The sequence below is a fragment of the Ruegeria sp. S84 genome (genome assembly GCF_056583445.1).
In genome coordinates this window covers 218516-243069 of record NZ_CM152618.1, presented here as the reverse complement: position 1 = coordinate 243069, position 24554 = coordinate 218516, and the positions used below count along the sequence as shown (strand labels likewise).

The 24554-nt window shown below is 54.2% G+C and carries 21 protein-coding genes, 1 tRNA gene and 1 pseudogene; 10 read left to right on the top strand and 13 right to left on the bottom strand.

Translation table 11 applies throughout. The features are described 5' to 3' along the window. Positions 1 to 17: 17 nt before the first annotated feature. Positions 18 to 980: an acetyl-CoA carboxylase carboxyltransferase subunit alpha gene (locus tag AC1DFB_RS01290; RefSeq protein WP_170395560.1), complete on the top strand. Its 963-nt coding sequence runs from the start codon at positions 18 to 20 to the stop codon at positions 978 to 980. A gap of 4 nt (positions 981 to 984) precedes the next feature. Here AC1DFB_RS01290 and AC1DFB_RS01285 read toward each other — a convergent pair whose 3' ends face one another. The 3 genes from AC1DFB_RS01285 to AC1DFB_RS01275 form a co-directional block, all read right to left on the bottom strand. Next, the gene (locus tag AC1DFB_RS01285) at positions 985 to 2115 is read right to left on the bottom strand and encodes a lytic murein transglycosylase (protein ID WP_480615327.1); all 1131 of its coding nucleotides are present in this window, start codon (positions 2113 to 2115) and stop codon (positions 985 to 987) included. Between the two features lie 111 nt (positions 2116 to 2226). Continuing rightward, the gene (locus AC1DFB_RS01280; protein ID WP_170395556.1) at positions 2227 to 2874 is read right to left on the bottom strand and encodes a GntR family transcriptional regulator; all 648 of its coding nucleotides are present in this window, start codon (positions 2872 to 2874) and stop codon (positions 2227 to 2229) included. A gap of 30 nt (positions 2875 to 2904) precedes the next feature. Next, the gene (locus AC1DFB_RS01275; protein ID WP_480921957.1) at positions 2905 to 3597 is read right to left on the bottom strand and encodes a M48 family metallopeptidase; all 693 of its coding nucleotides are present in this window, start codon (positions 3595 to 3597) and stop codon (positions 2905 to 2907) included. Positions 3598 to 3697: 100 nt separating this feature from the next. On the opposite strand from AC1DFB_RS01275, the gene AC1DFB_RS01270 reads away from it, so the two are divergent. Further along, a complete protein-coding gene (locus tag AC1DFB_RS01270) occupies positions 3698 to 4021 on the top strand; it encodes a TIGR02300 family protein (protein ID WP_170402007.1) in 324 nt (107 codons plus the stop codon). A 137-nt stretch (positions 4022 to 4158) separates the two neighbouring features. Further along, positions 4159 to 4234 (top strand) — tRNA-Ala (locus AC1DFB_RS01265). Positions 4235 to 5170: 936 nt separating this feature from the next. Here the strand turns inward: AC1DFB_RS01265 and AC1DFB_RS01260 are convergent. The 4 genes from AC1DFB_RS01260 to AC1DFB_RS01245 form a co-directional block, all read right to left on the bottom strand. Continuing rightward, positions 5171 to 5551 carry a hypothetical protein gene (locus AC1DFB_RS01260; protein ID WP_170402011.1) on the bottom strand — a complete coding sequence of 127 codons (381 nt, stop codon included), beginning with the start codon at positions 5549 to 5551 and terminating at the stop codon, positions 5171 to 5173. 517 nt (positions 5552 to 6068) lie between these two features. Further along, on the bottom strand, positions 6069 to 6560 hold the full coding sequence (locus AC1DFB_RS01255; RefSeq protein WP_480921956.1) for a hypothetical protein: 492 nt from the start codon (positions 6558 to 6560) through the stop codon (positions 6069 to 6071). A 59-nt stretch (positions 6561 to 6619) separates the two neighbouring features. Beyond that, a complete protein-coding gene (locus tag AC1DFB_RS01250) occupies positions 6620 to 7837 on the bottom strand; it encodes an NADH:flavin oxidoreductase/NADH oxidase family protein (protein ID WP_480921955.1) in 1218 nt (405 codons plus the stop codon). A 78-nt stretch (positions 7838 to 7915) separates the two neighbouring features. Continuing rightward, positions 7916 to 8401, bottom strand: coding sequence for an ArsR/SmtB family transcription factor (locus AC1DFB_RS01245; protein ID WP_480921954.1), 486 nt, complete (start codon positions 8399 to 8401; stop codon positions 7916 to 7918). A 36-nt stretch (positions 8402 to 8437) separates the two neighbouring features. Here AC1DFB_RS01245 and AC1DFB_RS01240 point away from each other — a divergent pair, with 36 nt between their 5' ends. Further along, positions 8438 to 8923 (top strand): GNAT family N-acetyltransferase, encoded by a 486-nt coding sequence (locus AC1DFB_RS01240; protein WP_480921953.1) that lies wholly within the window; start codon positions 8438 to 8440, stop codon positions 8921 to 8923. A gap of 19 nt (positions 8924 to 8942) precedes the next feature. After that, the gene (locus tag AC1DFB_RS01235; protein ID WP_480921952.1) at positions 8943 to 9524 is read left to right on the top strand and encodes an N-acetyltransferase family protein; all 582 of its coding nucleotides are present in this window, start codon (positions 8943 to 8945) and stop codon (positions 9522 to 9524) included. Positions 9525 to 9769: 245 nt separating this feature from the next. Here the strand turns inward: AC1DFB_RS01235 and AC1DFB_RS01230 are convergent. From AC1DFB_RS01230 to AC1DFB_RS01220, 3 genes and pseudogenes are all read right to left on the bottom strand, one after another. Continuing rightward, positions 9770 to 9862, bottom strand: a pseudogene (locus tag AC1DFB_RS01230) (IS6 family transposase); the annotation flags it as partial. An 87-nt stretch (positions 9863 to 9949) separates the two neighbouring features. Next, positions 9950 to 10357 (bottom strand): universal stress protein, encoded by a 408-nt coding sequence (locus tag AC1DFB_RS01225; RefSeq protein ID WP_480921951.1) that lies wholly within the window; start codon positions 10355 to 10357, stop codon positions 9950 to 9952. 57 nt (positions 10358 to 10414) lie between these two features. Beyond that, positions 10415 to 10864 (bottom strand): phasin family protein, encoded by a 450-nt coding sequence (locus AC1DFB_RS01220; protein WP_480921950.1) that lies wholly within the window; start codon positions 10862 to 10864, stop codon positions 10415 to 10417. Between the two features lie 146 nt (positions 10865 to 11010). Here AC1DFB_RS01220 and AC1DFB_RS01215 point away from each other — a divergent pair, with 146 nt between their 5' ends. Beyond that, a complete protein-coding gene (locus AC1DFB_RS01215; RefSeq protein ID WP_480921949.1) occupies positions 11011 to 12237 on the top strand; it encodes a cation:proton antiporter in 1227 nt (408 codons plus the stop codon). Here the strand turns inward: AC1DFB_RS01215 and AC1DFB_RS01210 are convergent, their stop codons facing one another. Further along, complete coding sequence (locus AC1DFB_RS01210; RefSeq protein WP_141138522.1) at positions 12238 to 12645, bottom strand: c-type cytochrome; 408 nt, start codon at positions 12643 to 12645, stop codon at positions 12238 to 12240. It abuts the gene before it with no gap. A 614-nt stretch (positions 12646 to 13259) separates the two neighbouring features. Between AC1DFB_RS01210 and AC1DFB_RS01205 the strand changes: the two genes are divergently transcribed. Together AC1DFB_RS01205 and AC1DFB_RS01200 are read left to right on the top strand one after the other, a co-directional pair. Further along, the gene (locus tag AC1DFB_RS01205) at positions 13260 to 14621 is read left to right on the top strand and encodes an APC family permease (RefSeq protein ID WP_480921948.1); all 1362 of its coding nucleotides are present in this window, start codon (positions 13260 to 13262) and stop codon (positions 14619 to 14621) included. Between the two features lie 102 nt (positions 14622 to 14723). Beyond that, positions 14724 to 16280 (top strand): MFS transporter, encoded by a 1557-nt coding sequence (locus tag AC1DFB_RS01200; RefSeq protein ID WP_480921947.1) that lies wholly within the window; start codon positions 14724 to 14726, stop codon positions 16278 to 16280. Here AC1DFB_RS01200 and AC1DFB_RS01195 read toward each other — a convergent pair whose 3' ends face one another. Further along, entirely contained in the window at positions 16281 to 17849 is a 1569-nt protein-coding gene (locus AC1DFB_RS01195; RefSeq protein WP_480921946.1) for a trypsin-like peptidase domain-containing protein, read from the bottom strand. 241 nt (positions 17850 to 18090) lie between these two features. Further along, a complete protein-coding gene (locus AC1DFB_RS01190) occupies positions 18091 to 18594 on the bottom strand; it encodes an Hsp20/alpha crystallin family protein (protein ID WP_170514295.1) in 504 nt (167 codons plus the stop codon). A gap of 278 nt (positions 18595 to 18872) precedes the next feature. On the opposite strand from AC1DFB_RS01190, the gene AC1DFB_RS01185 reads away from it, so the two are divergent. Both AC1DFB_RS01185 and AC1DFB_RS01180 read left to right on the top strand, forming a co-directional pair. Then, positions 18873 to 20177: a ferredoxin reductase family protein gene (locus AC1DFB_RS01185; RefSeq protein WP_480921945.1), complete on the top strand. Its 1305-nt coding sequence runs from the start codon at positions 18873 to 18875 to the stop codon at positions 20175 to 20177. A gap of 772 nt (positions 20178 to 20949) precedes the next feature. Continuing rightward, entirely contained in the window at positions 20950 to 24549 is a 3600-nt protein-coding gene (locus AC1DFB_RS01180) for an adenylate/guanylate cyclase domain-containing protein (protein WP_480921944.1), read from the top strand. Positions 24550 to 24554 lie beyond the last annotated feature (5 nt).

Below are 24554 nucleotides of genomic sequence, written 5' to 3'. Positions count from 1 at the left end.
CCGCGTTGAGAGGCGTCATGACCCAGTATCTGGATTTCGAAAAACCGCTGGCCGAGATCGAAGGCAAAGCTGAAGAGCTGCGCGCGCTGGCCCGTGCCAATGAAGAAATGGATGTGACGGAAGAGGCCGCCGCGCTGGATGCCAAGGCCGCCAAGCTTCTGGATGAGCTGTATGCCGATCTGACCCCATGGCGGAAATGTCAGGTGGCGCGTCATCCTGAACGTCCACACTGCAACGATTACGTGGATGCGCTGTTTACCGAATTCACCCCACTGGCCGGTGACCGGAACTTTGCCGACGATCTGGCGGTAATTGGCGGTCTGGCGCGGTTCAACGATCAACCCGTCATGGTGATTGGCCACGAAAAAGGCAGCGATACCAAATCGCGGATTGAACGCAATTTCGGCATGGCCCGCCCCGAGGGCTATCGCAAGGCCGTACGCCTGATGGAAATGGCAGGCCGCTTTGGCCTGCCGGTAATCACCTTGATCGATACAGCTGGGGCCTATCCCGGCAAGGGGGCGGAAGAACGTGGCCAGTCCGAGGCGATCGCGCGCTCAACCGAGATGTGCCTAAAGATTGGCGTTCCTTTGGTGTCCGTAATCATCGGCGAAGGTGGTTCTGGTGGCGCGGTCGCCTTTGCGACTGCGAACCGCGTAGCGATGTTGGAGCATTCGGTCTACTCGGTGATTTCGCCCGAAGGCTGCGCGTCGATTCTTTGGAAAGATGCCGAAAAAATGCGCGAGGCCGCCGAAGCGTTGCGCCTTACCGCTCAGGATCTGCACAAGCTGGGCGTTTGTGACCACATCATCACCGAGCCCAAGGGCGGTGCACATCGCAACCGCCCGGCGGCGGTCGAAGCCGTGCGGTCTGCAATTGCCTCGATGCTGGAAGAGCTTGATGGGAAAGACGCGGCAGCCCTGATCAAGGACCGCCGTCAGAAGTTCCTGGATATCGGTTCGAAAGGGCTGGCGGCTTAACCCGTCAGCCACCCAACCGCTGCAACAGAGCCACCGAAGGCTGGCCAGTCACGGACAACCCGTTGGCGCGCTGGTAGGCGCTAATTGCCGCCTCAGTATTCTTGCCGATAACACCATCTGCGCCTTGTGTGTCATAGCCCGCGGATGTCAGGCGGCGCTGCAGTTCTTTACGATCCTCCAGCGTCAAACCGGTCGCATCCGGCCCGAATGACGCTTGGAACGGCGCGCCGCCAGCAATGCGATCAGAAAGATGACCTACGCCGATCGCGTAGCTGTCCGAATTGTTGTAGCGCTTGATCACCTGAAAATTGCGGAACACAGCAATACGTGGGCCGGGCGTCTGCGGTTGCAGCACTGCCGCCGGCGTGCCCGAAACCGTGCCGACTTCACCGCCCCAAGGCTGCCCTCGCACCCAACCGGCACGTGCCAGATAAGCAGCCGTTGACGCAAGTGAATCTGCTGGGTCATCGGACCAGATATCGCGCCGCCCGTCGCCGGTGAAATCGACCGCATAAGCAAGGTAAGATGTCGGAATGAACTGTGTGTGGCCCATCGCTCCGGCCCAGCTGCCGGTCATGTTAGCCGGGGTCGTATCGCCCTCTTGAATTATCTTCAGCGCCGCCACCAGTTGCTTCTCAAAAAACGCTCCGCGCCGCCCGTCATAGGCCAGAGTCGACGTTGCCGAGATCACCGGCACATCGCCCCGCCGTGCGCCATAGCGGCTTTCTAGGCCCCAAACAGCCACGACGACCTCTTTGTCGACACCGTATTGGGCTTCGATCTGCGACAGGGTTCCTGCATGCCGCACAAGCATTTGTTTGCCGGTGCTGATCCGCTCGTCCGACGCGGCAATGGCCAGATAATCCTCAAGCGAGCGTTTGAATTCGACCTGATTGCGATCGCGTTCGATCACTTCGGGCAGATATCCTGCGCCTTGAAACGCGCGGTTAAGGGTCGTCTGCGAAATGCCCTGAGACGCTGCCCGGTTTTTGAAACTGGCCACCCAGGCATCCCATCCGGCGTTCGGAACAGCACGCATCCGCGAAGCCGGAGCAGTGTTGGGTGCGGTGCCTGTGGAACAGGCCGCCAACAGGGTTGACCCAAGCCCGAAGGAGAACATTCGTCGATTAATCATGATTAAATCTGCTCTTGTTGTGATTTGCGCTCAGGATAGCGCAGCCCTGTCGCTCAGGCCAGCAAAGCGACATTCGAAATCACCTGAACAGAGAGATAGGCAACAAGCCGCTCAGGTCACAAGCAGCCGCAACCCCTGTGTCACATCCGAACGTACAGCAAGTCGCAAACCGGGCTCATCCCCGGCCTTGAGCGCAGCGATGATCAGGCGATGGTAGTGCGGTGGCTCGGTCCTCCGCAACCGACCATATAGCGCACGCATCGTTGGACCCAGTTGCAGCCAGACGGTTTCGGCCATGGCAAGCATCGCGGGGGCCTGCGCGCGTAGATACAGCGTGCGGTGAAATTCCAGATTTGCACGGATATATCCCACTGCATCGCGTTTCGTGACCATCTCGGCTACTGCCATGTTGATGCTTTGCAACCGGTCAATCAGCGCCATATGCGCGCGCGGCAGGGCCCGGCTGGCCAGTTCAACCTCAAGCAGCGCGCGCAGCGCCGCCAGCTCTTCGATCCGATCGCGCGTGAGTTCCGGCGTTGATACCCGACCGGAGGTGGACAGGAACAAAGCACCTTCTGCCGCCAGACGTCGCACCGCCTCGCGCGCGGGAGTCATCGACACACCGAATTCCTTGCCAATCCCGCGCAGCGTCAACGCCTGCCCCGGGGCAATCTCTCCATGCATGATGCGGGATCTGAGGGCGCGATAAACGCGATCATGGGTTGCCGTATGAGACTCGGCGGGGCGTGAGGTTAACATGAGTTTATGTGATCACAAATCGCGCTGAGGTCAAGCGACGGAGTCGAAGCGATATCTGTGCAGTTCAGCCCCGTTGTCTCGCAGCCAGCGGCGTGGTTCTTTGTAAGGGCCAAAAATACGCTCGACCTGCGCCCAGAACGCAGGTGAGTGGTTCATTTCGGCAAGATGCGCCACTTCATGCGCGGCCACATAATGGAGAACCTCTGTCGGGGCGAGGATCAACCGCCACGAGAACATCAACCCGCCCGCAGAACTGCACGACCCCCAGCGCGAACGCGTATCGCGCAAAGTAAGGCTACTGTACGACCGCCCCAGCATCGCCGCGTAATCATCGCACGCACCGGTCAGACGATCGCGGGCAAGCTCTTTTAGAAACCGCGCTAGTCGCCGTGCTTCGGCACCGGGCGGAACCCCGATCGCATCGCCACTCAGCAAGACCCTCCGCCCCGATGCAGGAACGATTCGCCGCGCCGTACCCTCGATCGGAATGAACTGCCCTACGCCAACTGCTTCAATGCTGGGTCGATCCTGCAGGTGCCCGCGGATCCAGCCCTCTTTCTGCTGTGCGAAATTCAGCGCTTCGGCTTCAGCCACCCCTGTCGGGTAGGTCAGCGTAACCCGTCCATCCAATTGGGAAATTCGCAAACTGATCCGCCGTGCGCGCGCCGATCTGCGCAGTGTCAGCGTCACCGGAGGTGTTCCGGGCAATGCGTGTCGCCCCATGGGTGGGCCTCCTTTGCGCAAAGGCTTTGACAGTGCCTGCCGCATGTGGCAGGTGACCTGAATCATTGATGAGATTCACCTGATATCAAGGGGATTTGATATGCCCAAGGAAGAATGGGGCGTAAAGCGTGTCTGCCCGACAACCGGCAAACGGTTTTACGACCTGAACAAGGACCCGATCGTCAGCCCCTATACGGGCGAGGTCGTGGAGCTGGATACCGGAAAAAGCCGGATGATCGCCGCGGATGCTGAAGATGCCGCATCGGTCAAGGCGCGCGAAGCGTCGTCGGACGAAGACATCGTTTTGGATGATGACGATAATGTCGATGTCGAATTGGATGACGATCTGCTGGACGACGATGACGACGGCGACAACGTTTCACTAGACGATATAAAGGACATGTCGTCAGAAGACGAAAACTGATGGATCCCGAGGCGGCCCCGCCGCCTCGACCCGGCCTGCGAGGTCGGTCTGAATTTTTTGCGGATTCCGATTTTAGGACTTGCACTCATCGACGGCGTCTCATAAACGTCCGTCCACCGTTCCGACGGTACCTTTATGGGGCCTTAGCTCAGTTGGGAGAGCGCTTGCATGGCATGCAAGAGGTCAGGGGTTCGACTCCCCTAGGCTCCACCAAAACCTAACAATACAACTGGATAGCAAGCATTAGAGCGGTGTGACACACAGGTGTGACACAAAATGAAGCTGCATGCGTATCTCTCAATGTCCAGACATGACATCTACTACTTTCGTTGGCCATTGCCCGACACAAGACCAAAACCCCATACCAGACCAAGCACCACACGTAGGACCATTCGGGTGTCTTTGCGTACGAGATGCCCTAAAGAGGCTGGCACTCTGGCACGGCGTCTTGCAGTGTGCGGCGACACAATAACAAAGCACATAGAAATATCGGGCATGAACCACGGCGAACTGCGCACAAAGGTGCATGAGCACTTCACGGAAGTACTAAAGAAAGCAAAGGCGCGTAGAAATGAACTTGGCCCCTACACCGAACTAGAGAGAGAGCGTATCTTCTACTACATCTTGTCGTGGTTGCGGCTGCGGAACTTTTGACCACGCGGCGCATGGCGGATCCCATGACATCGCGCATAGCCAAGGAAGCGTGGATGAGGGATGCGGACCGGGTTCGTGCGTGGGCGGCAGAGAGACTATCCATCAAGGCAAACAACGTCGTCACTGTTGCTGATCTGTATTCGAATTTCCGTCAGTGGTGTGCCGCAGAAGGTGTATCGGACAGCCGAATTCCTGCGCGCAACAGCTTCGCTCGACGCTTGCGTCATGTAGGGCCCCGTCTAGTTCCAGGACCCAATAGCAAAGGCGCTCGGTTCGAAATTGCTATCCTCAAGACGGCCTGATTTAAAGTGGGACAGCTTGTAACGAGGCCAAACGAACTAGGCCGGCCATTTCGTTTTGGGTGGACATGCAATAAAACCTCCCAACTTCCCTGTCGGGCGTTTGGTTGGGAGGTTGGGATGTTTTGTGTCTCGTCCGTCTGTATATTTTCTGTTGTTCACATCAAGCATAATGCTGCTTTTTAACGCCCGACGTTCATTGCAGCGCTGCGGTGCGACCCCGCGAGGACCTCCGTGTTTCGTCCAGCGCCTGACGCATTGCTGCCAAACCAGCCCGCTCGACATACTGGTCCATCGGGTCGAGTTCATCCCAAGTGCGAGATGCGGCAGCAGGCCAGATCTGCGGATGACTGTGCCGCATTTGGCTGAGCCGCCATTCATGGTGGCAGAGTTGCGGTGTCATAGCTTCAGGATCGCTCAGGAAGCGCGCAGCGACACCACAGCAGGCCTGCCACTGCCGGTCATGCACAATCGGGCTTTCCTCGCCGCTCGTTGCTGTTTGGGCTTCACAGTAGGCCATAGCGATCAGGACGATGTGCCTTGCTGCGGCAGCTTCAAGTTGGATATCTTGCTCCATGTGATGTCTCCTATTCATCATGTTGATGCGCATCCCGTTGGCTGTTGCCACCGGCGACCACCCCAAGGCGGGGTTGGTGATCACGATTTTCGTGACGCTCTGGATGCTGTTGGTTTCGCCCTGCCTTAGGCTCATCAGTGGATCGGCGCTAGACCCAGACCATTGGCACCGGTCGCAAGCATGTCTCGGGCGGTCCATACCCCGGCGGTCTTCCGCGACTTACGGGCAAAGCTCGGTAGAGGAGCGTCATCATGTTTGGGGGAATTGCGGGCTGTCCGCCCACGATTGGTATGTAATCGCTAAGTCTGTCAGCTTCAAGGAGCGGGCGGCGTAGCGCGGACAAAACAAAAGCGGCTACGTCATTTAGAAAGAACAACGTCTGCTTCGCGCTCAAAATCAGCCGCTCACGCCAAGTGCAGCAAATGACTGTTCTGAGCCCAAACTACCCAATGCTGCGCTGCGTTCGAACGTCAGCATTTTGAGGAGCGACCGCCTGGCGCTACGGGCTCGCATCAAATCAGTTGCCGCCCTTCACAACAGCTTCCTCAATAAATCTTACGAATTTTGGATCGTAGATTTTCTTTCCGTATGGGCTCTTCTCCCAACAATTCGACATAGGGGGTGCTGAGTAGAACGCAGCCACGAGCCGCTCCAAATCGTTCAGGTCTTCGGGCACCGTGATAGATTGAAACTGGCCCCAGTGTAGCCTCATCCAGACCTGACAAATCGTATCAACTTGTAACGTGGCATCGACGCTTAGGTCCAACTCGGAACCTAACTCTTCGTAAATCGGTTTCAGATTGGATGATTTGATCCAGTTCTCGCGCAACTCGCGATTGTTGACCATTGCAAGATCAATCTCTCGGACGCCCTCACCCCTGGCCGTTCGAGAAGTATCTGCCGCCGCCAGCCGCGCGAACCTGATCTGAACTGCGATGTAGATCAGCGAAATAACCAGTGCACAGGCACCAATAATCTGTGTAACTTCCGATATTGCTTCCCAAGGCATAATTAGTTCTCCTCTTCCGACCTACCTGAGCGTTCCTTTCGTGACTCCCTTTCCGATTATCAGCGTGACTTTGCGGAATCCGAAAACCGTTCGCGCCAAACGACGCAACGCTGCGCGTCTCGGTCTTCGTAGGCGTCCATTGCGGCCTTCGGGTCCATAGAGAAAGTATTCTCGTTGTCTTCACCCAGTGCTGTCAGGCGCATCGAATACCACGCGGTGACACCTCCGCGCGGTGGCGCGTCGAACATTGGAAATTCAGGATCGCCTCCTGCGTCACTTAGCCAAGCATTTGCGAGCGACGGGTCCAAAACCATTGCGCGTGCAAGACTGATGGCATCGGCACAACCATCCTGAATGGCTTTGGCTGCCTGCTCACGGGTTTCAAACCCGCCGGTCAAAATAATGGGAATGGATGTGATGGACTTGGCGCGTTTGGCAAAGTCTATGAAATAGGGACCGGACGAGGAGGCACCATCAGAGCTTGATTCAGCGCCGGGAAAATAAGTGCCGCCGCTCACGTCGATCAGGTCCACCGTTGTCGCGTCGAGCATTCGCACAACCTCCAGCGCGTCGTCCTGCATCAAACCACCTTCGAGCATGTCTGTAGAATTGATCTTGATGCCAATCGGGTAGGCTGGCCCGACAGCTTTGCGCACGGCGTCAATCACTTCGCCGATGATGCGGAAACGCCCTTCGACCGTACCGCCGTAGGCATCTGTCCTGTGGTTGAATAGCGGTGACAGAAACTGGCTGAAGAGAAACCCGTGCCCGGCATGGATCAGGACACCGCCGAACCCGGCCTCCTGTGAAAGGGCAGCAGCTTGTGCATAGGATCGGGGCAGATCGTGGATTTCATCCAAAGACATGCCGTCGCACTTCAAACCCTCAACATCCAGCGGAGACGGTCCCTTGGGGTTGCTGATCGGTCCATGCGCCAAAGCACCTGCATGCCCGAGCTGCGGCCAGATATGCGCTCCATTCGCTGAGCCGCGTTTCGCTAGCTCTTGCAAAGCGGGCAAATCGGCATCCGGAACCAAAACAAGGTTGCCGGGTTTTTCTGGGTAGTCCGGCGTGGTCTGCACCTCACCAATCAGCGACAGCGCGGCACCACCCTTCGCCCATCGTTCGTACAGCCGCATCTGAGCTTGGGTCGCGTTTCCCGCACCATCGCCAAGGGAGTCAGACATGGCCGATTTGACCAAGCGGTTCTTTAGGCGAGCCCCACAGGGCAACTCCAACGGTTGTGCCAGAAGGTCAATTGCATCTTGAGTTTTCATGTCATCCCTCCATCGGAATATTTCGATTTATCAGTTTAATGGGCCGCAATTCGGTTCAAGTGCGCTCAACAGTATGCTTTACGGCTTTAGAAGTTCGTTTTGGACAGCGGTAAGGAACGCCTGAATGCTTTCTTCGTCACGGCGATAAAAAGTCCATTGCCCGTGGCGCTCCGCTTTCACAAAGCCTGCTTGCTTCAGCAAACCCATGTAGTTTGAGATCGTGGATTGCGACAGTTTCGCCTTTTCCTGAATGTATGCAACACAGACGCCCTCCAAGTCTTCGTGCCCCGGTAAGGCTGGCGGAAAGTTCGCGCGATCCTTGAGCCACTCCAGAATCTGGCGGCGCGTCGGATTGTTCAGAGCTGATATCGATTTTTCAATGTCCATAATTCGAAATATCTCGATATGCCGTTTGATGTCAAGATAGTTTGGTTTTCCAATGCAGACCTTGGCGCAGTTGAAGCGAATTGGCGGTTTGTCCGCAGAGCGGTCATTGAGACGGAACGCAGCGAACGACCGCTCTGAGCCCATACCCTCGGAATACTGCGAGGATACGAACGGCATCTTTGCAACTCAATGCATCACGAATAGTGTAGGCGCATGAACGAATTCCGAAACGCCAAACCTTCCGACGCAGCTCGGTGCTTTGAGATCGAAACTGCTGCCTATGAAGGCGACGAAGCAGCAACCTTCGAAAAGATTTTCAGGAGGATCGAGGTCTATCCCGATGGTTTCCTCGTTCTTGAGGAAAAAGGCGAGATTGTTGGCTTTATAAATTGCGGATGTGCCCATGAAGTCGAAATGTCTGATGAGGAATTTAAGGAGCTTGTCGGACATGACCCCGACGCACCAAACGTCGTTATAATGTCCGTTGTTGTTGATCCCGCGCATCAGGGCAAGGGTCTGTCACGGTCTTTGATGGTCGAATTCGTGGAGCGCATGAAAAGGATGGGTAAGTCGACAATCCACCTCATGTGCAAAGAGCATCACATCCCACTCTACGAGGGGTTTGGATACAGTTATTTACAGCCATCGACTTCCGACCATGGAGGAATGACTTGGCATGAGATGTCTATGAAACTTTAAACTCGTTGGAGTGAGAGAAGTGATATCACTTGAAAAGCCTTTGCGATTAGCCGTTGAAGCTGATGCCCATGCACTTGCGGACTTGGTGAACTTTGCAGGCGAAGGCCTACCGCTCCATGTCTGGACCGGGTTGGCACAAGATGGCGAGGATGCCTGGGCAGTCGGTCGAGCGCGACAGGCTGAAAAGGCACGAGAGGGGCAAGTGGTCGTAGTTGACTTTGGCAACGGGGCGGTTGCCGGTCTTACAGGCTATGGGATCGGACCTGAACCAGAAGAAATTGGAGATGACTTCCCAGCCTTGTTCCGTCCCTTGCAGGAGCTGGAAAACAAAGCGTTGGACAGCTGGTATGTCAATGTTCTGGCTTGCTACCCAGAGACCCGTGGTCAGGGACTTGGTTCAAAATTACTTGAAGTCGCCGACGAGATAGCCCGCGACGCAGGATACAACACAATGAGTGTTATTGTCGCCGATGAAAACGTGGGAGCCAGACGTTTATACGAGCGAAAGGGATACACTGAGTTGGACAAAGCCCCATGCGTAAAAGACGGCTGGGCGACCGAAACAGAAAACTGGGTTCTCCTCGTCAAGTCGCTGTCCTGATATCGGGCGTAACCGGTCTTTCTAAGCGGAGGCCGCTCTCGCTTTTCGGCTGAAGGGGTGTTGGCGCTCGCAATCAATCATATTTGCTGTGCCCCTCGAGAGCTGCCGTTGGTCTGAGAGCAACGAAGGTCGGGAATGTCCGCAACTCGGACGTTCGCTGCAACTTGCTGAAACGTCTACGTTGCGGACGAAGTGTGGATTCGCGGTACTTGCACCAATTGCAGTTTGATGTGCTTTGCTGGCGTCAGAATGAGCGTGAAACGGATGTACAACATCTCCGCAAGGCGGATGATTTCGAGACTGGTTTTTAAGTACTTGAAAGAGGCAGGTCTGCTAATGAGCAAAAGATACGCAACCGCCCTGCAGCGCTCTACCCAAGTTCTTCTGACAAGACCCCATAGAGATCTCGCATCGCTAGCTTTGGATCACCGAATTACGTGAACCGAGCACTTGGCATGATGCACGACTCTGTTCGCAGTGGAACCTAGAAATATGTCCTCGAATCCGGGCTTATGCGAAGCTAAGACGATGCAATCGGCGTCGCTCTGGTTTACGAAGTCGACAATTGCCCTACCCGCATGCCCGGAGATGAGCTGTACCTTCGCGTCTGAAATTTCAGAGGCAGTGTTATGCAGGTTCTCCAATATCTCATGCCGCGTATGTGCAAGCACTTCACTTGGAATCTGAGAATCCACATATGCCGGAATAGGTTCTTGGACGTGCACAACGGTGAAAACAGCGTCGGCATCAGCCAATTGGCGCGCAGCCTTAAACGACGCTTGAGTGTCGTGTTCTTTGTCCAGAGAAACCGGGATCAGGATGTTCTTGTACATTTGACCTCCTATCTACTGCTCCGATGATTTCAGTTTGGTTTTTCGGCGGCACGAACCCTAAACAGGCTCGGACTTTGAAGAATTCCCCGCGCTCTTTGTAGCGGCTGCAACGTCATCAACTGTTTTCTCAACAGCTTCAGCTTCGGTTTCAGCGATATAGGATACACAACGAGACACGGTTTCGAACCATTCCTGCGCGTCAGCAACCAACCGCTCAGCCGAATGGCGCTGCCATTCCGTCACACTCTGAAGGGCTTTCGATGGATCGGACGGGTTCGCAGAAGACACTTTGCGTGCAGCTTGTAGAGCCGTCCGCACCGCCTCATGACGCCGTTCGAACCAATGCTGCGCAAAGGCCTCTGTTTCTTCGAGCATTTTTTCTTGTGCGTCCCAAAATTGTTCGATCTGGGCACCGAAGGCTGGATTGCCAGACATGGGCGGCTGCATTTGCTTGAAAACATCCACAAGTGAGGTCGGGCTATTTGTGCTAGATTTCTTTGTCGGCATCGAAAGTCCCTCCTCATTTCCTGAATGAGCTATTGTGCCACCTGCGGCGCGCTTTCGCCTTAATACAGATCAATATCCCCCATTTCTTAGGATCTTCGGCTTAGGCTGCGACGGGACATTGGCATTCTTTCGACATCGGTACCAAGATGGCAGGGTTGGAGTTAAAGTATTTTAGACAAGAACTTAACGCGTGGATCTCTATGCACATTGCCGGCTTTCTGATTACCCTAGGTGTCCTCTTCCTTGCCGGATTGGCGGCCGATCAATTAGGCCGGGTCACCCATCTTCCTCGTGTTACAACCTTGCTTTTCCTCGGTCTGATCGCCGGGAACGCCGGAATGCGTTTGATCCCACTCGACGTTGCAATGTGGTTCGACGAGATTTCCATTGTGGCTTTAACGATGGTCGCGTTTCTTCTTGGAGGTTCTTTAACCCGCGAGAACTTGGTTCGGCATGGCAGAGCCATTCTGACGATTTCGATTTCAATCGTGGTTGCAACCCTTGTTATCGTGTCTGCTGGATTGACGGCAATCGGCGTACCCTTCGGGTTGGCACTGGTGCTGGCGGCAATTGCTACGGCTACGGCTCCGGCCGCCATGACAGACGTAATCAAGCAATCTGGGGTGTCCAACAGCTTCACCGAGACATTAAAGGGCGTAGTCGCAATTGATGACGCTTGGGGTCTGATCGTTTTCAGCATCGCCTTGCTTCTGGCCGGTCATTCGGATGGTTGGGCCACCGTCACGACCACAGCGATGTGGGATTTCGGAGGGGCTATTTTGTTGGGTTCCGCGCTAGGCGTGCCATCCGCTTACCTCACCGGCCGTTTGAAGCCGGGAGAGCCAATGCAAGCCGAAGCGGTGGGAATCGTGTTTCTGACAGCAGGCCTTTCGTTGTGGCTAGAAGTTTCGTTCCTTGTCGCAAGCATGGTTGCTGGCGCAGTTATTGGGAATCTTGCCCGCCATCACGACCGTGCTTTTCATGAGATCGAGCACATTCAGTGGCCGTTCATGATTTTGTTCTTCCTACTGGCTGGCGCCACGCTGGAGATTGAAGCCTTCGGTTTGATGGGCTGGGCCGGTGGTCTTTTCCTATTCTTGCGCGCCGTCGCCCGCCTCGTCGGGGGTTATTGCGGAGCGAGACTTGGCGGCCTGCCTAGCCGTCAGACCCGCTGGTACGGCCCAGCTTTGTTACCACAGGCCGGTGTCGCGGTAGGAATGGCCCTCGTCGCCGGAGAGCAATTTCCACATTGGGCCGCGTCGATCATGGCCTTTACTCTAGCCAGTGCTGTGGCCTTCGAGGTGTTGGGGCCGCCGTTGACTCTCATGTCAATCAGACGAACGGCTGACACAGATGAGCAGATTGGTCAGTAACTATTCAGACTGGATCGATTCAAGAAAGGCGAGCAAATTCGCCAACGGCAGGCCTACCATCATAGGTTGCCCATTAGGCAGAGCCACCGCGATTTGTTGGTCTGTCTCAAACACCGCGCCAAAGATTGGCATTTCGCCCCCATGCGCGAGCAATTGTGAACGACCGTCAATCTGTTCAGCTATAAGATCTATCGGAAACACACCGCCGTTCTCGCCTGCCAATTTGGTAAGGTCAGGTGTTCGAATAGCCAGCATTTCCGCCATTGGCCCGTCTCCGGTTGCTTCGAAACCGTGACATTGCCAGCAATACGTCCGGTACAAATCACTTCCCTCATCAACGCTGACCTCCTGCGCTAGTACGGGCCCCGTGACGAACAGTGCCAGTAAAATCCCTCGAAAAATCTGCATATGCTCCTCCAATTTGCTGCCCCGGAAGAAGATCTAATTATAAGGCATCCTTAAGAAAGCACTTTGACCTTGCTCATTTTGGACGCTCCTGTACGAGGATTGGCGTTTCAGTCGAATAGCGTTTGGTGTACGCGCCTAATTTATTCCTGCCGGCCTAAAACTACACCACCTCATCGTTGACCTCACCACCCTTGCGCGCAGACGGTTCTCCTTCCAATATGTTCATATACCTGAGAATTCGTCAGAGGTGATAAGGCACGCGATGCAACCATCTGAGCGCATCCATCCGAGCCCAAGACTGGTAACAGGTTCCGAAGCGTCAAGAATTGCTTTCCACCCTAAATCTGAAACCGTCGAACATGTTTGCTTTGCCTTTAAGTCCGACGACAAACGACAGTTGGGTTCCGTTCAGCCTCGGAGACCCGACGCAGCGAGGTGATTGACATAGATCAAAGCACCAACATGAATTACATAGTGAAATCCGAATGTTTCAACATATTCTACGTTCACCGTCCTGTCCCCAAGTAAACACAAAGGTGAATGGAATTTTGAAGGAGTGGAAGTTCCACCCACGGGGGCTCGGCAGGAGTGATGGCGAGCCCCCAGTTAGTTGATTGGCGCCCAATGTGCCCAGGTTGAGACACACGGCATTCGGTGCAGCTTTGACCATAGGATTAAGCCACTGCGCCAATCGAGACAAAAAGAGAAGGACGCCACTGACGACGTTCAGAGTGGGCAGTTGGCGGAAATCACTTATGAACTCTGTTGATCCAAACGAACAGAAACTCAGGCGGGCCCTTACTACACCGTTGCTCACGCTTTACGGCCTTGGGGTAACGGTCGGAGCGGGCATTTATGTTCTAGTCGGCGCGACAGCAGACATTGCTGGACCGTTTGCAGCGTTTTCGTTCGTTGTAGCCGCGCTCGTCGTATCACTCACCGCGCTTTCGTATGCAGAACTCGCAACTCGATTTCCCGTCAGCGCAGGTGAAGCGGCCTATGTTGAAGCGGGATTTCAGAAAAGATGGATGGCGGCTTTCGTCGGCCTCGCGGTCGCGGCTTCGGGGATTATCTCTGCCTCTGCAGTTGCAATTGGCGCAGCATCATACCTGCATGCTTTAACCGGTTTTGCGATTCCTGTTTTGACCATCAGCGTCGTTTTGATCATGGGTCTAATCGCGCTTTGGGGGATCACTGAATCGGTCTTTGTTGCGGCCGTCATTACGATCATCGAGATCGCAGGCCTTCTCTTTGTGATTGGCTGGGGTATGTCGGTTCAGGATCCGCAAGGATACGGGATCAGTTTGATGCTTCCGCCACTTGAACTCGACGCGTGGAGAGGCATTTTCGCAGCATCAATTCTCGCCTTCTTTGCATTTGTTGGCTTCGAGGACATGGCCAATGTCGCGGAAGAGGTCAAAGACCCCGTGCGCACCATCCCAAAAGCGATTTTACTAACCCTCGTTCTGGCGACCGTGTTGTATCTGGGAACCTCAATGACGGTTCTACTTGTTGTTCCGATCGATGTTCTCTCGACAACCGCAGCACCCCTCGCGCTTGTGTTTTCAAACGCCCCCGAGGTGATCAAACAGGGCTTTTCCGCGGTCGCGATTGTGGCGACAGTCAATGGAGTACTGATCCAGATGATTATGGCCTCGCGAGTGATCTACGGCCTGGCTGACCGTAACCATTTACCGAAGGTTCTGGCGATTGTCCCAAAAGCAACTCAGACACCAGTTATCGCTACTTTGCTGGTCGTGGCGATCATCGTTTTGCTGACCCAAACTATACCGCTTGGTATTCTGGCAGAGCGCACGTCTCAGATCGTTCTCGGCGTCTTTGTACTGGTCAATATTTCGCTGATCCTGCTGAAGATGAAGCCGGACGAGTCCGCAAAGCACTTCCGCGTTCCTCTTGTGATACCGATCCTTGGGGTGATCACCAGTGCATTGCTTTTCGGATCTGGATTTCTCTAACTGATACAACGACCCAAAGGCCTCAACTAGCTGCCACGGCATATGACGACTGACCAAACTTCCATAGGATCAAAACTTTCGGCCTGGTGGCATAGAACGTTTGTGGATCTGGTTCAGCAGCTGCAATGGTCCTATCTGCCGCCATTGATGGTCTATTTTGCGGCCGGCGTGTCCGGCCTGACCTCGGTCGTTGGTGCTTTTTTCCTGAAAGACTACCTCGATTTATCCGCCTCTTTCGTTGCAGGGCTAGCATTTTGGGCTGGTATCCCATGGATACTAAAAATGCCGCTTGGTCATGTCGTGGACCTGTTTTGGCGCTGGAAGTCCCTGCTGATCTTGTTCGGCGCGTCCTTGATCACGTTGTCTTTGCTCACCATGTACGGGCTCGTGACCGCACCTGCGCAGATGTCCAGTTTCATGCCGCTGGAAGACTGGTATGTTGTTGCCTTGCTCTTGGCGCCTTCGGGCTATGCAATTCAGGACGTTGTTGCCGACGCCATGACGGTTGAGGCGGTGTCAAAGGTTGACCAGAACGGCGCACCATTTTCGCCGGAAGAAACTCGTGCACAGCACACAACGATGCAGACCTTGGGCAGAGTTTCGATCATTTCCGGGTTTGCGGCGGTTGCGGCTGTAAACATCTGGGTTTTCTCTGGAACCGAAGAACTGCAAGAATCCGAACGCCTTGCGCTTTATGGCCAAGTATATCTGATAGCTCTGACCATCCCGGTGTTGTCCGTTAGTGGAGTCGTTCTTCACAGCTTTATCCAGCGTCAGCTTATTAGGCGCGGCCACCCGCCACATACGCCGGATGAAGCCACCGAAGTCAAATGGTCCATATTGCTCGGCGGCCTTGCATTCGTTGTGCTCAGCATCGTGCTGGGAACCGCAGATTTCGAATTCGCGCAAGAGACCGTTTTTGCGGTTTCCCTGACGGTGATCCTTTACCTCATGTCGCGTCTGCTGAAGGAGTTGGAACCAGCCCAAGCCAAAGCCTTGATCGGGACAGCGACAATCATTTTTGTATTTCGTGCCGTTCCTCTGCCGGGACCAGGCCTGACTTGGTTTGAAATCGATGAACTGGGGTTCGATGAGCAATTCCTGGCAATTCTGGCTTTGTTGACTTCGATGCTGGCCCTGCTCGGGTTAATCGTCCTTCGACCATTTATGGCCAACCGCTCGATTGCGCATGTGGTGGTGTTGCTAACGATTGCGGCGGGCGTTCTCGCCCTGCCTAACCTTGCCCTCTACTACGGTGTGCACGAATGGACGGCGGCGCATACCGGCGGAGTTGTCGACGCAAGGTTCATTGCCATTCTTGATACAGCTGTTGAGTCGCCGCTTGGACAGATTGCTATGGTCCCGATGTTGGCTTGGATTGCACGCAATGCCCCTGTTCAGTTGAAAGCGACCTTTTTTGCGGTGATGGCATCATTCACAAACATGGCTTTGTCGGCGAGCAGCCTCAGCACCAAATACCTCAACCAAATATACGTCGTCACACGCGCCGTCGCATATCCAGAGACCGGTGAGGTCACGTCTACCGCGGACTACAGTCAACTTGGATACTTGCTGATCTCCGTAGCCGTGATCTCGGTGATCGTTCCGCTGGCCACAGTGTTTTTCGTTCAAAACTCGCGCTTCCGAACGAGTGAATGATCACTGGCTTTCGACCTCTCTCAGCAGAGCTCTGAGATGTGAAACCGGGACGCCGATGTTTGAGCCACCAAACTCGGGCAGGATCGCAGCATTGATCGCAACGACCTCGCCCCGCCGATTCAATGCTGGCCCCCCGCTCCCACCGGTCGTGGTCTCGGCGTCATAAACGATGGCGCTCTCACTTGTCCGTGCAACGATCCCCCGGCTTGCCAGCGGGTGAATCTTGCTTTGAGTAGAAAGCCGGGACGCGATCGACCAAAAGTTCAGCGTTCCTTCTGCCGCCAGTTCCTTCAGAAAGCCCGGACCAGCCTGCGCAATCAAAGCTTTCAGGCCCGTTGGATATCCCAACAGGTAAAGCTCTTCACCGACGAGCGACGTGGCATCCGCCAACGGAATGCCGAGGTCGTGAACGCGGCTTGGTTCAACTGCTAAAATAGCCAAGTCTGCCGCTTCACTGAACCGAACCAAACGCGCCTCTATTGGTTCCGTTTGATCAGGCAAATAGGCCAGCAGCCTCAACATCTCAGGCTCGAGACCGGCGTCTCTCAGCGCCTTCTCTCGATCCCCTGATGTCCATGGCAACGCAACATGGCGGTTGGTGGCCATCAACGGCACCCCAGCGATCAAAAAGCCCGTTCCGGTGAATTGAAATTCTGCAGGTTCGCCTGTCCCGTCCGGTTCGATCCAAGGCTGGCCAAACGGGGTCTTCAGGTTTTCTCCGTTCAGTCCCAACACGTGCCGCAAAATCTTCCCGCTTTCCACGTGGCGCAGCCCATAAGCCCCTTGAATGAACGCGACGGATTGAATCGAGGCAGCGATTACGCGCGTGGGTGCTCCCGCCCGTTGTTCCAAGGTTCCAAGACGTTGTTCAGTCGACAAGACCTGGTTCTCAAAAGCGTCACGCAATGAAGCAAAGTCATCAGGCGTAAGTACGTCTTCTCGCGTCTGAGCGAGCATAACAGCGACCGCTTCGATCTTGCGGGACTCCTGTTCGATACTATCCGCCAAGCGCCGGTCGTTTTGGTAAAGCAGGTACCCAAACCCCGCGATCACAAGAAGCGTCGCAAGAACTGTGATCCTGAACAATATCGTGGTTTGAGAGGCAAGCCGCCGCCCGCTGTCGCGCAGGGCACCAGACATCTTTTTAGCGAAAGGTCGACGGCTCGTTCGGGTGTAAGCATATGCATCACTGAGGATATCCTCGACTGTATGGTACGCGGGAAATGAGTGATCGCACAACCTATACCGAGACATAGGGCCCTTTTCGCCGAACTCGATCATGTCGCCATGGTTAAGAGACGCCGATGAGGCTTTTTGTCCGTTCACCCATACATTGCGCCCTGCTGACGCGGTTATCGTGTAGCCGTCGTCAGCCCACTGTAAGGTGGCAATATCGTTGTCATGCGGAGGCAGGTCGTCTTTAGGTCGAAGGCTTAACACCCTGCCATCGTCAACAGAAACGGTCAGGGCTTTATCGACCAGCCAGTTCACGTAGCCGCGCGATGGTCCGGTCAGGCTCTCGAGAAAGGCCCGCACCTCACCTTCACCAGCATGTCCTGAGGGTGTCATACCACTCTCTTCTGGTTTTCGCATTGTGGCCCCCTACCCAAACGCGTGAGGGCGTTCTACCACGCTTCAACGCCAAACCCATGGCCTGGTACGAATGTGCAAAAAACATTTTTACAGATACTTGCGGTGCCTGCGCGGATTCAACCAAAGACACTTATCAGGACGCAACTCTAAGAAGGTCGATCCACGATCGACCCTCTACTTTGATCTTTTCAAGCACTGTATCGATCCACCAAACCGTCTATTTCGACGATACCTTGATCTTGCGGCTTGGATCCTGAGGCTCAGTCTTCGGCATTTCGATATGCAAAACGCCTTTGTCGAATGTTGCTGAAATCTTGTCGATTTCAATAGTGTCTGGCAGCGACATGGCTCTGGAAAAGCTGCCATAGCTTCTTTCGCTGACACGAAGATCGCCCGTTTCATCATGCGCAATCTTCTTCTGACCGCGCAGGATTAGCCTACGATTCTTGATTTCAATTTCCACATCATCCTCTTCGAGCCCTGGCAATTCAGCCGTCAGGACAATCGTAGAATCCGTTTCTTGGACATCGATTGCCGGTGAAATCGCACCCGTCATGTCAAGAGACGGAAAACCCGTGCGTTGCGCAGCCGTTTCCATCGGCAGGAAGGGTGATCCTTCCCCAAAAAAACGCGACATCAGGGTTTCCATTTCACGCCGAAAGTTGTCAGGGAGCGGATGCATTCCAGTGAAAAGTTGCGGGGACTTTTTGTTTTCTAACATTTTGAGCCTCCTCCTTTGGCCTGATTTCACGCGCGCAACCTTATGACAGGAAAAGCGGTCAAGGACCTTGATCTTGCGCAAACATGCAACCTCAGCATCAGCCAGATCGAACGCAGCGGCTGAACGAACAGAAACGGGAAACGTCGTCCACTAAACCTGCCACGTCGTGGTGGAGTTAGCACCATTCTCAGTAGTCTTGATCGGAATCCCAGGTCAGCTTAGCGTTTATTTTGAACGAGCCCGAGTTGCCTACCTTTAGCGCAGTGGAGCAAAACCGTATGAAATGGCCTTATCTGGCACTGATTTACGTTTTGCTGATCTTGGCTCCCTTGGGTTTTTCTTGGTCTTTGGGATGGCCAACACGATCATTTCATCAAGAGCTCGCGTCCGGGCTTGGAATGCTTGCTTTTTCAATAATCTTAGTCGAGTTCCTGCTGTCTGGGCGGTTCAGGTTCATCTCTTCCGGTCTGGGTATGGATGTAACCATGCGAGCGCATCAGTTGATGGCGCGTACAGCACTCGGCTTTGCGCTGATACACCCGCTGCTATATCAGGGCACGCCTTCGGGCGGACGCCGCCCGTGGGATGAAACAAACCAACTTACGATTTCGACCGACTTTTCTGTGCTAGTATCGGGCATCGGCGCATATTTATTGCTGTTCATTTTGGTCGCCTCGGCGATTGCCCGCAAATCCCTTGATTACAAATACGAAACATGGCGCCTTTTACACGGGCTGGGAGCCTTGGTGATCGCATGCCTGCTGTTGCATCACACGGTCTATGCTGGGCGCTACGGTGGGCATCCGCTACTAACCTATCTCTGGCTTGCCCTAACCAGTATTGCAGTTGGAACTTTGCTGTATGTCTATCTCGTTCGCCCTTTACGTCAGAGAAAAAGACCGTGGCGCGTCACGTCTGTGTCTCGACTAACACCGAAGCAATGGGAGTTGCGCGTCGTTCCAGATGGTCACAACGGACTAAACTTCGAAGCAGGGCAATTTGCTTGGCTAAACGTTGGCCACAGTGTTTTTTCGCTGCATGAGAACCCATTCTCGATTAGTTCGGCACCAGCCGAAGGCCCCGAAGTTTCATTCGTGATTAAGGAGCTTGGGGATTTCACATGCGGCCTCGGACAGATCGCTCCGCAAACCACGGCCTATCTGGATGCCCCGCACGGAAATCTGTCGATCAGCCACCGAACTGAGAAAGGCATTGTTCTGATCGCAGGTGGTGTCGGGATCGCGCCCATGTTGAGCATTGTACGTCAGGTACGGTTGAGTGGAACACAGTACGATCTCAAGCTTATCTATGGCAACCGGGTGGAGGAGCAGATTGCTTTTCGCCAGGAGTTGTCCAAAGAAGAAACAGTATTTGTTCTATCCGAGCCGCCAGAGGATTGGTCCGGAGAGACAGGCTTGATCGACGGTCATCTGTTGGACCGCAATTTGTCTTCTGATCAATTTGAAAGCTGGCTTTTTGTTCTCTGCGGCCCCCCTGCCATGATGGACACCGTCGAAGATCATCTGATTGAGCGGGGCACCGCGTCACACCGGATTTTGTCTGAAAGGTTTGACTATGATTAGACCGCTCAGAAACCTGCCCGCACGCCAACAAGTGAAACTCGCAGTGTGGTTGATCAGTATTTCAATCTTCGTTGCTGTCTTGGCCTTTTGCTTAAGGTAGAAAGCTAGACCGCCAGGGGTTGGCTAGCTTCAAGGCCGCCGGCCGAAAAGGCAGGTTTTCATGGAGATGGATGCCGTCACAAACTTCCTTAAAAACATGCTCCGCGTGGACAGCATGAGCATACCGCAACGATCCAGATATGCCCTTATGAAACGCCTTTGATGAAGATCAAGGGCAACGCAGGTCACTTATTCATAATAAGCAATCTATTCAGACCGATTTTTGGGAGAATCGGAATGACCTTACTCATCGCCTTCGCCACGGTCGAAGGCCAAACAGCAAAGATTGCGCGCTTCAGGTACCTTGGGGTCGAACTCGACGACGCGTTGAGCATCTCGGAGAAGATCGACATCTGACGGTTTGACGGACGGCAGCAGCCGTTCGTCATCTCAAAACGGGTTCCGAAGTTTAGGCGCGAACGGCCGCTCCTTCGGATACCAGACTTTGGATTATTTGCGTTAAATGACCGCCATGCGGACAAAGTCGCCGTTAATGGCAAAACATCAAAGGAGTGCAGCCAATCAGCCAGTCGTGTAAATCTAGAACGCAGTGGCAAGAGCCGGAATTGTAGAGTGACCTGAAGAAAATGAAACAGACCCCATTCATTGAATAGTCAGTTCATTTTGAAAGCGTTTTCTTGATTAGTGCCGCGTATCTCAGCATGATCCAAGGATGTCGGCTGGAATAGACAAATGGTTAAACGATCTCGACCTGAGTCAGTACGCAGATGTATTTGCGGAAAACGATATCGATGCGCGTGTTCTGCCACTACTATCTGGCGACGACTTAAAAGAGCTCGGAGTAAGCCTTGGTCATCGCAAAATCATTCTTGCCGCAATTCACGAGCTAGTCGACCAACAGAACGCAACCTCCCCGTCACAAGCAGCTCGTCAAAAAACGCCCGAAGGCGAACAAGCGCCCACCTCAGACAATTCACAAAGTGATGATCTGCGCAAACAAAAGCATGTTGAACCGCCTACTGCAGAGAGGCGTCATGTAACTGTTGTGTTTGCCGATCTTGTAGGTTCGACTGAGCTTACCAATCGCTTTGATCCCGAAGACATGCGGGACTTGCTACAGAACTACCAAGATGCCGTTGCAGGAGCCGTAAGCCGATATGGTGGCTACGTTGCAAAGTACTTGGGCGATGGTCTTCTCGTGTTTTTCGGATGGCCGCAGGCTTATGAAGATCACGCAATTCGGGCGGTAAAAGCCAGTCTTGAGTCGGTTCAACGTGTTAAAGAACTCAAAACGCCTGACGGAGAGCCTTTGTCAGTCAGACTGGGAGTTGCGAGTGGTGATGTTGTGGTCGGCGATACCATTGGCGAAGATACATATGAGGAGGGGGCCATGACTGGTCCGGTCGTCAATCTTGCGGCACGGATTCAAGAACATGCAGAGCCAAACTCAGTCGTTTTGTCAGTTGAGGAAACCGAGACAGCTTTGCATCGGATATTCGAGTTTAAATCTCTTGGGCAGGCTGAGTTAAAGGGGTTTGCTAAACCACGTATTCTGCAGAAAGTGGTGTCGGAACGCAGCGCGGAAAGCCGGTTTCGCGCCTCACATCGAGACGATGTAGACAGCGTCATGATTGGTCGGGACTACGAAAAGGGTATCCTACTGCAATCATGGCAACGTGCTCAAAATGGTCACGGAGATGTTGTACTGCTCTCCGGTGAAGCCGGGATTGGAAAATCACGGCTTACAGAGGAAATCCTTGCGGAAATCACCGAGAACGACCAAGTCGATGTCATAAGGCTGAACTGTTCCCCCTATCTCAGCAGCAGCCCATTTCATCCGGTAGCCCAACGAATATCCCAGGATGCGGGTGTTGAACCGGACTTTGATGACAATATGATCCTTGAGCATGTCAAAAAGATGCTTGAAGGACGGCCAGGGTTGGACTGGGAACAAGTTCTGCCTGTCTTTGCAGCGTTGGTCGCACCTCGTAGTGCCCTCGCCCAAAAGGTGCTCGAGATGTCACCGCAGGAGCAGCGCGACATAACAATCCAAACATTGATCCACACGGTGCAGGTGCGGTCAAGCGTACGTCCGGTTATGCTGTGCGTAGAAGATGCTCATTGGATCGATCCTTCCACACAAGCATTGTTGGAGCGGTTTAAGTCGATATGCACCGATCTTCCTCTGATGATCTTGATAACCCACAGACCTGGGTGGGAATTGGCCCGTGATGATGGGGACACACACGTTCAGTCTCTGGTTTTGCGCCGTTTCGATTCTGCGCATGTCTCAAACCTTGTCGAAAATATTACAGGCAAGAGACCGGACGACGCTCTGATCTCTACAATAGTTGAAAAAACCGATGGGGTTCCTTTGTTCGTGGAAGAAGTGACCCGAGCCATTGTCGAATCCGGCGAGCAGGGGCAAGGCCACATACCATCGTCATTGAAAGGCGCGTTGATGGCGCGGCTCGACGCAGTTTCGCCAGAGGCAAAACAGGTCGCCCTTACTGGTTCGGTTATTGGTCGGGAGTTTGAGCCGGGCATACTATGTGCCGCGAAAGGCTTTGAAGAATCTGATATCAACAAATGGCTCGAAGAGCTTTCGCGAACAGGTTTGATCTTTGAAAGCGGGCACAATCGCGGGCACTTCGTTTTCCGCCATGCACTTATTCGCGATACCGCCTATCAATCCATGTTGAGTTCAACTCGGAGACAACAGCACGCAGACGTCGCGCGTGCTTTGATGCGGATAAGGTCATCTGAGATTGAGCGCCGCCCTGAACTGATCGCGCGCCACCTATCTGAGGCTGAGGACTGGAGTGCCGCGTTTGAAAAATGGCAGGTTGCGACAGAAATGGCGTTGGTGCGATCCGCGAGCCAAGAAGCGATGACGAACGCCAAGGAAACTTTAAGAGCAGCCGAAAAACTTGCCTCAGACACCAATACAGAATTGATCAAAGGCAAGATTCTGGTCGGCCGCAGCCATGACAGTCTAGGCCAATTGCCAGAAGGGATAGCAGTTCTGAAGGACGCTTCCAACGCGGCCCGGGCGGTGTGCAACGTGGAGCTAGCGGCTGACGCAGCCAATCACTTCGCTGACTCTTGCATGATGTCCAGCGAAAGGCACAGCGAAGCGATCGAACTCTGTGATAATGCGCTGAAAGGTTTGCCCGATGATGATGAAGTCCGTCGGTGCAGATTGATGAGCCAACTTGCGCGCGCCCATATGTTTGTAGGTCAGTTTTCCGAAGGTGCCCGCTTCGGCCAGCAATCCATGGAACTGGCCGCAAAATTAGGCGACTATAAATCCCAGTTCTCAGTAATGATGATGCATTTTGGGGCACCCTTTGTTGCGCGTAAGGGAAGAGAAACCCGCCATTGGCGCGAAAATCTGGAGGCTATGCATGGTGTGGCCGAGCATCTTGGCAGTATCGACCAGGGTCGAGACCGGACTCTCAGCTTGTTTGTAGGTGCCGAGATGGCAGACCGTGAGTTGATGGACCATTCTCTGGGCTTGCTCACCGAGATTTCGGAAAAGGACAATCATTTGCAACTCTACTGGGTTCAGAAACACGCACAGGCCATGGTTGCAATTATGGACGGCGATTTTGGCCAAGCGGAAAAACACGCCACCGAGGCCGTGAAGATCGGTCGAAAGACCCATGGGGAGCATGTAGAGGGCGTCTACGGGGTTCAGATGTTCACTATCCGCCGCGAGCAAAACCGGCTGCACGAGGTCGCGCCTGTGATCAAGAAATTGATGACGGACAGTCCCGAAGACATTTCGTGGAGACCAGGATTTGGCCTTATCGCGGCCGAGCTCGGGTACAAGGAACCCGCTGAACGTATACTGAATGAAATGGCCGACAATGGCTTCGATCTTCCACTCGACGCTATGTATTCAACGACCTTATCTTATTTGACTGACATATGTGTCGCCATTGAACATCAGGAACATGCCAAGACGCTCTATGATTTACTGGCTCCGTACGAAGAACTGACGGTTACTGCAGGGGCAACGACGGTGTGCGCAGGTGCGGCGGCACGACGCCTCGGCAGTTTGGGCACGGTTTTGAAAGACTGGGATGCTGCTGAGAAGATGTTCCAGAAGGCTATAGAAATTGACACTCGCATGAAATGCCCACCCTGGATCGCTCACAGCAAGGCAGCTTATGCATCCGCATTGAGGCGAAGGGGACGCCCGAAGGATGTGGAACAGGCGTTTCAACTGGAAGGGGAAGCGTTGGCAATTTCGCAAGATTTGGGTATGGTTTCCCTAAAGTCAAAGCTCGTAGGAGTAGCAAGTTAAGGCAC